Raw genomic sequence first — 9,887 nt, forward strand, 5'->3', positions numbered from 1 at the left:
GAAATTAGTCCAAGGGTTTTGAAGGGTATACCGGAAAAAGTGTGCATTTTTTGGGATTTCAAGAGACGGCAAAGAAATTTTCACATCTCCTCCTGACTCCTGACTCCTGACTCCTGACTCCTATGCCCTCACGGAAAGACTTTCTCAGCAACCCCTATTTAGGTGACAGGTGACAAAAAAGCAGATAAGCTGATGTGCAGCTAAACTGTATAATCAAAAAACCTGAAGTTACAGTAGCACAAGCATCTTGCTTGTATTAATTATTCAAGTTAAAGGCATAACAGCTTAAACGCAGATGTTTTTTTGATTCTTTCAATCCAGAAACCAATTTTCTATTTTCAGATTTTGAAACTCACTAAAATCTGCAACATTATTTGTTACTAAAATCAAATCATTTGTTTTTGCTATTGCTGCAATTTGTCCATCTGGATATGCAGGAGTTTTTCCTATTCCTACAAGTCGCGCTCTTTCGTTAGCAAACCATTCCGCAGCTACATCATCATAATGTAAGATGGGTATTTTGGGTTTAATTACCTGGTGTAAATAATTAGTAATTTTATTTTTCTTTTTAGAATGTGGTAAACGATAGCAACCAAACAATAATTCATGCCATGTTACTGATGCCATAGCAATTTCTAATTCATATTTTACCATGTTTTGTAAAACTGCTTGATTGGGTTCTATCCTTAAAGGTTCAGAAATAATATTAGTATCTAATAAAAATCGAATCACCAAATTACCTCTCTTCCTGGATGATAATCACGAATATTTTCCCAAATTTCATCAGGGTTAATTTCTATTTTTTCTTCTATTAATTCTTCTCGAAATTTTGCTATACATTCACCAAGAGTTAATTTTTTAATTTGATTTTCATCAAAATTTGAATTTTTATTTTTCATGTTTTTAAGCATCATGATAAATTCTGCTATTTGCGTTTCTGTCATTGTTTCTATTTCTGCTAATAGTTCTTCTTTCAATGTCATGTTTTTAACTCCTGAAGCACATTTAATATTCTTTATTATATCATTCTTTGTCAGAATCAGGTGGTTATCGAGTTTCGACTACGCTCAACTACCGCGACTTGTACTGAGCGACTTGTACTGAGCGACTTAACGCAGAATTTTATCACAACTGATGACAATATCATCACAATACAGTTTTAAACTACGCGACATAAATTACATCCTTTTCTACTGAACTGATTACTTGAGGTTTTAACATTTTTTTAGTTACTAAATCAACGGATAAACCTAAGTTATCTTCTAGGAAAAATTTTAAATCCATATATTGATCAAAGGTAACTTGTCCTTGAAATTCTACTAATAAATCCAGATCACTGGTAGTTTTAGCTTCATCTCTTGCATAAGAACCAAATAAAGCTAAGGATGTGACACCATAACTTTTGATGTTAGTTAAATTTTCTTTGAGGAAATTAATTAAATTCTCTCTATTCATAATGATCATTTTTGGTCAGAATCAGGATGGTTTTACATCAGGTGATGATTAAGTTCGGGATATTTAGCAAATAATCCATCCATACTTGCCAGTTTTGCTCTATATTCTAAGGTAGTAGCAATGATTATTCGATCAAATGGATCTTTGTGAATAGGTGATAAATTAACTGCTCTAATTGCAATTTCTGGTGTAGTGGGAAATAAATCTATTTTAGCAGGTGTTAAAGCTCGCTGAATCCATTCCTGTGGAGAATAATTTAATTCTAATCTTCCACGTTGATGAGCAAGTGCTATTTCATAGCAGGAAAGAGGTGAAACTCCAATTGATTCTGCTAATTCAAATCTTTCAATCCAATGGGAGGGAAATCTATCAAAGTCACCATTGATTAACCATAACCAAATATGAGTATCAAGTACAATTATTTCAGACATTCCCAATCCTTTTCATCTACAATAGGACTAACAATATCACCTAATGTTTTAGCTTTACCTACCATATTCACAACTGGAAAACGCCGTTTAATTTCTGGTTTGGTTTTCATATTTTTAACCATTATTAACAATTCTGCTATTTGTTCTTCTGTCATGGTTTCTATTTCTGCTACCAGTTGTTCTTTAAATGTCATTTTTTTTAACTCCTGAGTTAAATATTTTTTATTATATCATTATTTGTCAGAATCAGGATGTCCAGGACACCCTTCGGTAAGTCAAAAGTCAAAAGTCAAAAGTCAAAAGTCAGAATTTAAAGATATTATATCATTATTTAATCTATGTTTATCATCTTTTAGTAAACAAAATAAATCATCCTGTACATCCTTTAATCCTGGTTATCCTGATTCTGACAATAATAATATTGAACGCAGATGTAGCTTGCTTCCCGAAGGGTACGCGGATAAACGCAGATGATTTTATGGTTATCCCGTTTATTTGTAAGGGTTTAGCAATGCTAAACCCCTACGTTGATTGTACATTACCATTCATTCAATGCTGGTAAACTTTTTACTATTCTCACTGTTTCTAAACTTACCCTAACTATCCTCTTAACTAAATCTACTATATAACGCGGATCTTCTGACCAGTGGTTAGGATCGTTGACTATTCCACTATCTTTATCTTTGGTGATTTTATACCTTTCCATTACCCATTCTAATGCTGATTTTCCATTTACTATATATTCGTAGGTTTCTAGGGGGATTTGTGATAGGGTGATTTTACTGTTATAGATGATGGTGGTTTTATCTATTCCGTTTTTGTTCCTTCCAAATACCATTTTTTCCACACGGTAATCTTGAGTATCTAAATATATTTCTGGTGAAAATTCTTTGATTTCATAAGGTTCTATGGTTTCATAGTTTATATGATATTCTGCTAATTCTCTACCTGCTTTACTGAATGTCCAAAAGTCTCCCGTGTAGGGGATGCGAGGTAACATTTTTTTGAGGTCTGCTGCAAATCTTTGTTTATATTCTGGGGAGTGGAGGACTCCATATATATAATAAAATATGTCTGTTTTGGTGATGTTTTTGTCTTGATATTTTTTCTGGAAGTCTTTTAAGATGCGATCGGGGATGTTTTCTTTTTTGGTATATTGTTCTGTGGTTGCTGTTGCAAATAATGTTCCTAGTTCGCTTTGTTTTTCGTAGGTATATAAGGGGAAACAATGACCACTATGTTGAAAATGTAAATTAGGAATAACATCTGTTATTAAAGCTGAAAAATCTTTTTGTGCGCCACTTCCAACTACACAAATTACTAAGTTTTTTGATTTTTCATTAGGAAAGAAAATCCTACTTTTTCCAATAACTTCAATAAAATTATTTGAGAAATATAAATACTCTTTAGTATAGGGACGATAACAAGATATTTTTAAACAATTTTCTAATTTGTAATTGTTGCCTTTTTCTAATTTTTGTTTTAAACCTCTTGACCAACTTATTTTTTTAGGATCAGTATTAATAAAAGTATCAATATTTTTCTTCTCTTTTAATACTTTAAATTCTTCTACTTGCTGATTGTAAAAATCTATCATTCTACTCATATTATCTTCTAATGATTGAGCAGAAAAGTTATAACACCAAGCATCACGATTAGTAACTATTCCTGGTGAATATATATCAAAAATAGTTTTAGCTGTTTTATCTTTCTTGTCACCTAATGAAATAAAACTTTCAAATATATCATTACGTTGATTAATCCAATCATAATTTTCATTAGGGGTTATTTCTTGCCATTTAATATTAGAAATATCACCAAATTTTTTAATAATATCTAATTTTTCTTTACGGGTTAAATAGTCACCAATATCATAATAGTTGACCTTGTTTTCCGATTTCTTATTGGAATTTTTGATAAGTAAAATAATTGCTATAGGAACTAAGCTACCACCTTTACCTCCAAGTGCGGCAAATAAAGGATGTCCTTCTTTACGACACTGTTCTCCAGAAGTTCTTCCATCACCTCTCAAATTAAAACAGTAAATGCTAGTAAATTCATCTACCAAACATTTTCTTAAACCATCAGCAAATCCTTTATCAATAAATGAGCTATTGCTAACAAAACAAACTATACCTTGATCTTTTATTCTATCAGTTGCCCATCTAAAACCCCTAATATAAGAATCATAAAGTTTGTTTCTTAAAGTAGCACTAGAATATTTTACATAAGTATTTTCAATTTTATCATCTAAATGTTCATATTTAAGATTTTGATTTGCGTCATTAGCACTACTCTGTCCAGCAGAATAAGGAGGATTACCAATAATCACAGTAATATCATTTTGCTTTTGATTAATCACCCGTTGATTATTTTCCGGGAAAATCTTTTCTAACAAATAACCGTCATTTTCAAACATTTGAAAAGTATCAGTTAAAACAATGCCATTAAAAGGCCGATATTCACTACCAGCTAAGAAATGATAACTTTCCTCAATATTAATCGCAGCAATATAATAAGCTAATAAAACAATCTCATTACAATGCAACTCATGACTAAATTTCCGTTGTAAATCTTCCCGTTTTATTAACCCACTTTGCAACAACCGGACAATAAAAGTACCCGTACCTGTAAAGGGATCTAAAATATGTACACCCTCATCAGATAAACCCACACCAAACTCTTGTTTTAAGGCAAAATCAGCACTGTGAATAATAAAATCTACCACTTCCACGGGAGTATAAACAATTCCCAATCTTTCCACTAACTTAGGAAAAGCAGCACGGAAAAATTTATCATATAATTCAATAATAATCCTCTGTTTACCTTCCGCATTATCAATACCGCTTGCGCGTTCTCGCACACTTTGATAAAACTTTTCTAAAGTCTGCACATCCTTTTGCAAAGATTGATTTTCTAACACATCTAACATTCTTTGCATGGTTTGAGAAACTGGATTAAATTTAGTAAATTCATACCCTTCAAACAAAGCATCAAACACAGGTTTGGTAATTAAATGTTGAGATAACATTTCAATTGCTTCTTCTGTGGTGACATTAGGATTAATATTTTGATGTAACCCTGTGATAAACTCATTAAATGCTGTTTTGGCTGCTGATTCAGAACTTTCTAATAATGCCTTAATTCTGGAAGTGTGACCTTCAGCAATTTTCGCTACATCTTTAGCCCAATCTTCCCAATAACGACGATTACCACATTTAGTAACTATTTTTGCATAAATCGCATCTCGCCATTCTTCAACGGGGAAATTTAACTCTAATTGTTGATAGGAACTTCCCGTATTTGTAGCAGAGGAATGATCATTTTTTTCCCTACCACCAACCCCAACCACACTAATTTTATTCGGACGACGTTTATTGAGATCAATTTTATTGACAGTATCATTAAATCTGTCATCATGGGCGCGTAATGCCTGTAATACTTGCCAAATTACCTTATATTTTTCATTATCCTTTAAAGCGACATCAGGCGACATATCCGCAGGAATACCAACGGGTAAAATAATATAACCGTATTTTTTCCCCTCTGCTTTTCTCATCACCCTCCCCACAGACTGCACCACATCCACCACGGAGTTACGAGGAGTCAGGAACATCACAGCATCCAACGCAGGAACATCCACCCCTTCCGATAAACACCGTGCATTGGAGAGGATGCGACAGATGTTACCCCCCCCCTAACCCCCCTTGTGAAGGGGAGGAATAGGAGGGTTCAGCTTTCAACCATTCTAATTTTTCGGTTCTTTGTAAAGCGTTTTGTGTACCGTCAACATGGTCTAATTCACATTGTAAAAATGTTTCATCATCGGGGTTTAATTGTTGATATTGGTTGATAATATCCCCAAATAATCTCACAATTTTTTGTGAATCTTTAATACTACGAGAAAAAGCCACCGCCCGTTTCATGGGGTTATTATCTTCTATATCTTCTGTTTCTGCATCTTTGAGTAAACGTTTAGATAAACCATTCCAACAACCAACAATTTTTACCGCATCATCTAAATTTAATTCGTTATTTGCATCTGCTAACTGTTGTTGAAAAGTTGCACCCACAAATTTTTCATCAACTGCTAACACCATGACTTTATAATCAGTTAATAAACCAGTGCTAACAGCTTCACCAAAACCTAAACGATGAAATTCTTTACCGTAGATATGTACATCATCCATTGAACATAAAAAAGCCTGATTTTCTTTAGCTTGAACTTTGGTTTCATCGCTGTAAATTTTGGGAGTTGCTGTCATATACAGCCGTTTTTTAGCTTTGATAAAATCTTGATTATGCACTTTCACAAAATAAGATTCATCTGTTCCTGCAATAGTTACTCCTGTGGTTCTATGTGCTTCATCACAGATGATTAAATCAAATTCTGGTAAACCAATTTTTTGCGCTTCCGATATTGCTTGAATAGATTGATAGGTGGAGAAAATAACAGTTAATTCTTTTTTATCTGCAAAAGTTTGATAGGATTTAATAATATCTTGGGCGTTGGTTGTGGGAGGAAAAGCTAAATCATTAACTGTAATATCTGCAACATCATGGTTGGTGAGCGAAGTCGAACCCTTTTTCTTATTTTTACCCACATTGACATCAGAACACACTGCGATACTATGAAAATTAATCTCACTTTCAGCAGTCCATTCTCTCAAAGTTTGGGAAAGTAAAGAAATAGAAGGAACTAAAAACAGAATTAAGTTATTATCTAAATTATTATCTCTAGGAAAATTTTCCGCAATTTTCAACGCAGTAAAGGTTTTACCAGTACCGCAGGCCATGATTAATTTACCTCTATCTGCATTTTTAAACCCAGTGAGGACTTTTTCTAATGCGGTTTGTTGATGGGGACGAATGCTTTTTTTAGGTTTAAGTTCTAAATTATCAGGATTTTTTAAACTGTATTTATTCCAATCAATAGGACTATTTTCTAAATCATAAATAGTAGCACGAATAACGGGAATTTGTTGATTTTCTAATGCTGCTTCCGCGTGTTTACTCCATTTAGAAGTAGTAGAAATAATCATCCGCTTTTTAAATAAATTTGTCCCGGAAGCGGTGAAAAATGAATCTATATCTGATTTTTCTAAGGTCTGATCTAAATCATAACATTTACATTGTATCGCCCAATAATCCCCAGTATCCTTTTCCACTGCTACTAAGTCAATACCTGTATCTGGCATATTTCCCCGTTTAGGAAATTCCATCCATAACCAAACTTGGCTAAAATGATCTTTATAAAAGGGGTCAGTTTTGAGATAATTTAACATTAAGCGTTCAAATTTATCACCTAAATCACGGGTAGAGGTGGAAGTTTGTTTAAATTCGTTTAATATTTTTTGAATAGTCATGTTTATTTGGTAATGGGTAATCTTTATAGATCCCGGATTTCTTAAAGAAGTCCAGGATCTGAATCTATCTAATCTAATCAATATAATAACTACACTTACGTATAGTTGTAAAGTCTTGACTAAGTTATGTTGTATTAATTTTTTTATTATTTTGTTAATGTAACTTAATATAAGTTAATGAATTTGTCTGAATCAGGATGTCCAGGATTTGAGGATTTTCAGGATTGTGATTGTTTAATTGATGGTTTGATTTTATAGATTTTATTTGTCTGAATCAGGATGTCCAGGATTTAAGGATTTTCAGGATTGTTATTGTTTAAATTTCTGAATTTGTCTGAATCAGGATTTTCAGGATTTAAGGATTTTCAGGATTGTTATTGTTTAAATTTCTGAATTTGTCTGAATCAGGATGTCCAGGATTTAAGGATTTTCAGGATTGTGATTGTTTAATTGATGGTTTGATTTTATAGATTTTATTTGTCTGAATCAGGATGTCCAGGATTTAAGGATTTTCAGGATTGTTATTGTTTAAATTTCTGAATTTGTCTGAATCAGGATGTCCAGGATTTCAGGATTTTCAGGATTGTTATTGATTACTTTTCTGTTTGCATCAGAATCTAAAGATATTATAAGCTGTTGTGCATTTAATTTGTATAAGTGGAACAGGCATCTTGCCTGTTAAACAAGAGTTCAGAACATTAGGATTATACAATTTAGCTGTGTAACAGCTTATCATTATTTAATCTAAATTTATCATCTTTTCGTAAACTAGAAACTTAAAATAAAAATTACATCCTGTACATCCTCTAATCCTGGTTATCCTGATTCAGACAAAAAGACAGAAAATCAAACCATCAATTAAACAATAACATCCTGTACATCCTCTAATCCTGGTTATCCTGATTCAGACAAAAAGACAGAAAATCAAACCATCAAATAAACAATCACAATCCTGAAAATCCTCTAATCCTGGTTATCCTGATTCAGACAAAAAGATAGAAAATCAAACCATCAATTAAACAATCACAATCCTGAAAATCCTCTAATCCTGGTTATCCTGATTCAGACAAAAAGATAGAAAATCAAACCATCAATTAAACAATAACATCCCGTACATCCTATAATCCTGGTTATCCTGATTCAGACAAAAAGACAGAAAATCAAACCATCAATTAAACAATAACATCCTGTAAATCCTCTAATCCTGGTTATCCTGATTCAGACAAAAAGATAGAAAATCAAACCATTAATTAAACAATAACATCCTGTACATCCTCTAATCCTGGTTATCCTGATTCAGACAAAAAGATAGAAAATCAAACCATTAATTAAACAATAACATCCTGTACATCCTCTAATCCTGGTTATCCTGATTCAGACAAAAAGACAGAAAATCAAACCATAAATTAAACAATCACAATCCTGAAAATCCTCTAATCCTGGTTATCCTGATTCAGACAAAAAATTTTGACTTTTGACTTTTGACTTTTGACTTTTGACTTCCCAAAGGGTGTCCTGATTCTGATAAAATAAACCATCCTGTACATTCTACCCATTACCATATCCATGAAAAAATTATCTTTCTTATCTCTCTTAATTAGTAGCAGTTTCTTATTATTAGGTTTTCAGGATCAGGTGGCTAATTCTCAACCAAAACCATCAACTATTTGTCCTGGTAATAATTCTCGGTTTAGTATTGAATTTTTCAAGACTAATAATAAAGGTGAACGTTATTCAAAAGGAATTAATCATGTAATTCTATTTAATCCTAAATCCCCCCATTTAGATTTTAAAGTAAATGTGGGTTTAGATCATAAAATCTATGCTAAGGATGCTAGGGGTAATTTTAGAAGAGAGTATATCCCTAAATTTTTTAGTCAATTGGTAGGTGATGAAAATTCCAAGTTAAATGGTAGAAAACCTATTGCAGCTATTAATGCAGATTATATAGATACGGTGAATAAACCCCAAGGTTTAAATATTTCTCGTGGTGTTGAATATTCAGGTGCTTTTAAAAATAAACGTTCTTCTTTTGCTATTTCTGGAGGAAACCCCAGTCAGCGTGTTGCTACTATTCAGATAGGAAAAAGAGGATCTAATTTACTAAATTATAATGTAGTAGGTGGTAATGGTAGATTTTACAATCAGGGTGTTTTTAAAGATATTTGCAAAGCTTTAGGTGATTTTGCTTGTAAAGGTGCTACTAACCGTTCTATGGTAGCAATTACCAGTAAAGGTTATGTAATTCTGTTAGTTAATGATGTGAAAGCTAATTCTAGTATTCAAGTTTCTGCAAATAATAAAGAGTTGTTACCTAGTCAGTTTGATGATGTTTTAGAAGGTATTGCGAGAAATAATTGTTTAGGAAGAATTAGGGAAGGAATGTTATTTGATGGGGGTATGTCTCCAGGATTGTTTTATAATGATAAGATGTATGTGGAAAATTTTGGTCCCATTGGTTCGGTGTTTCTCATTTATAAGAAGTGAAAGATAGGTAGGGTTTGCTGAAAAAGTTATCTGTGAGGAGTCAGGAGTTCAAGGAGTCAGGAGTTCAAGGAGTCAGGAGTCAGGAGTTCAAGGAGTCAGGAGAAAGATAAATATTTCCTGTTTCCCCAGTCCCCAATCACCAATCACC

The 9,887-nt window shown here is 32.7% G+C and carries 8 protein-coding genes; 1 reads left to right on the plus strand and 7 read right to left on the minus strand.

Annotated features, from left to right (window positions below; all coding sequences use genetic code 11):
- Window positions 1-312: 312 nt before the first annotated feature.
- The 7 genes from FFR48_RS21190 to FFR48_RS29065 all read right to left on the minus strand — a co-directional run bounded on the left by FFR48_RS21190 (window position 313) and on the right by FFR48_RS29065 (window position 7,252).
- The gene (locus FFR48_RS21190; protein WP_137668744.1) at window positions 313-735 is read right to left on the minus strand and encodes a type II toxin-antitoxin system VapC family toxin; all 423 of its coding nucleotides are present in this window, start codon (window positions 733-735) and stop codon (window positions 313-315) included.
- Window positions 729-983 carry a hypothetical protein gene (locus FFR48_RS21195; protein ID WP_137668745.1) on the minus strand — a complete coding sequence of 85 codons (255 nt, stop codon included), beginning with the start codon at window positions 981-983 and terminating at the stop codon, window positions 729-731. Before FFR48_RS21195 ends, FFR48_RS21190 begins: the two co-directional genes overlap by 7 nt.
- 181 nt (window positions 984-1,164) lie before the next feature.
- The gene (locus tag FFR48_RS21200) at window positions 1,165-1,455 is read right to left on the minus strand and encodes a nucleotidyltransferase family protein (RefSeq protein WP_137668746.1); all 291 of its coding nucleotides are present in this window, start codon (window positions 1,453-1,455) and stop codon (window positions 1,165-1,167) included.
- 32 nt (window positions 1,456-1,487) lie between these two features.
- Window positions 1,488-1,886: a type II toxin-antitoxin system VapC family toxin gene (locus tag FFR48_RS21205; protein WP_137668747.1), complete on the minus strand. Its 399-nt coding sequence runs from the start codon at window positions 1,884-1,886 to the stop codon at window positions 1,488-1,490.
- Entirely contained in the window at window positions 1,874-2,080 is a 207-nt protein-coding gene (locus FFR48_RS21210) for a hypothetical protein (protein WP_137668748.1), read from the minus strand. Before FFR48_RS21210 ends, FFR48_RS21205 begins: the two co-directional genes overlap by 13 nt.
- A gap of 344 nt (window positions 2,081-2,424) precedes the next feature.
- A complete protein-coding gene (locus FFR48_RS29060) occupies window positions 2,425-5,529 on the minus strand; it encodes a type ISP restriction/modification enzyme (RefSeq protein ID WP_201277660.1) in 3,105 nt (1,034 codons plus the stop codon).
- A 43-nt stretch (window positions 5,530-5,572) separates the two neighbouring features.
- Entirely contained in the window at window positions 5,573-7,252 is a 1,680-nt protein-coding gene (locus FFR48_RS29065) for a restriction endonuclease (protein WP_201277661.1), read from the minus strand.
- Window positions 7,253-8,818: 1,566 nt separating this feature from the next.
- Here FFR48_RS29065 and FFR48_RS21220 point away from each other — a divergent pair.
- Window positions 8,819-9,739: a phosphodiester glycosidase family protein gene (locus FFR48_RS21220; RefSeq protein ID WP_371851464.1), complete on the plus strand. Its 921-nt coding sequence runs from the start codon at window positions 8,819-8,821 to the stop codon at window positions 9,737-9,739.
- Window positions 9,740-9,887 lie beyond the last annotated feature (148 nt).

The sequence above is a fragment of the Sphaerospermopsis reniformis genome, assembly GCF_005402885.1.
Lineage (GTDB): Bacteria > Cyanobacteriota > Cyanobacteriia > Cyanobacteriales > Nostocaceae > Sphaerospermopsis > Sphaerospermopsis kisseleviana.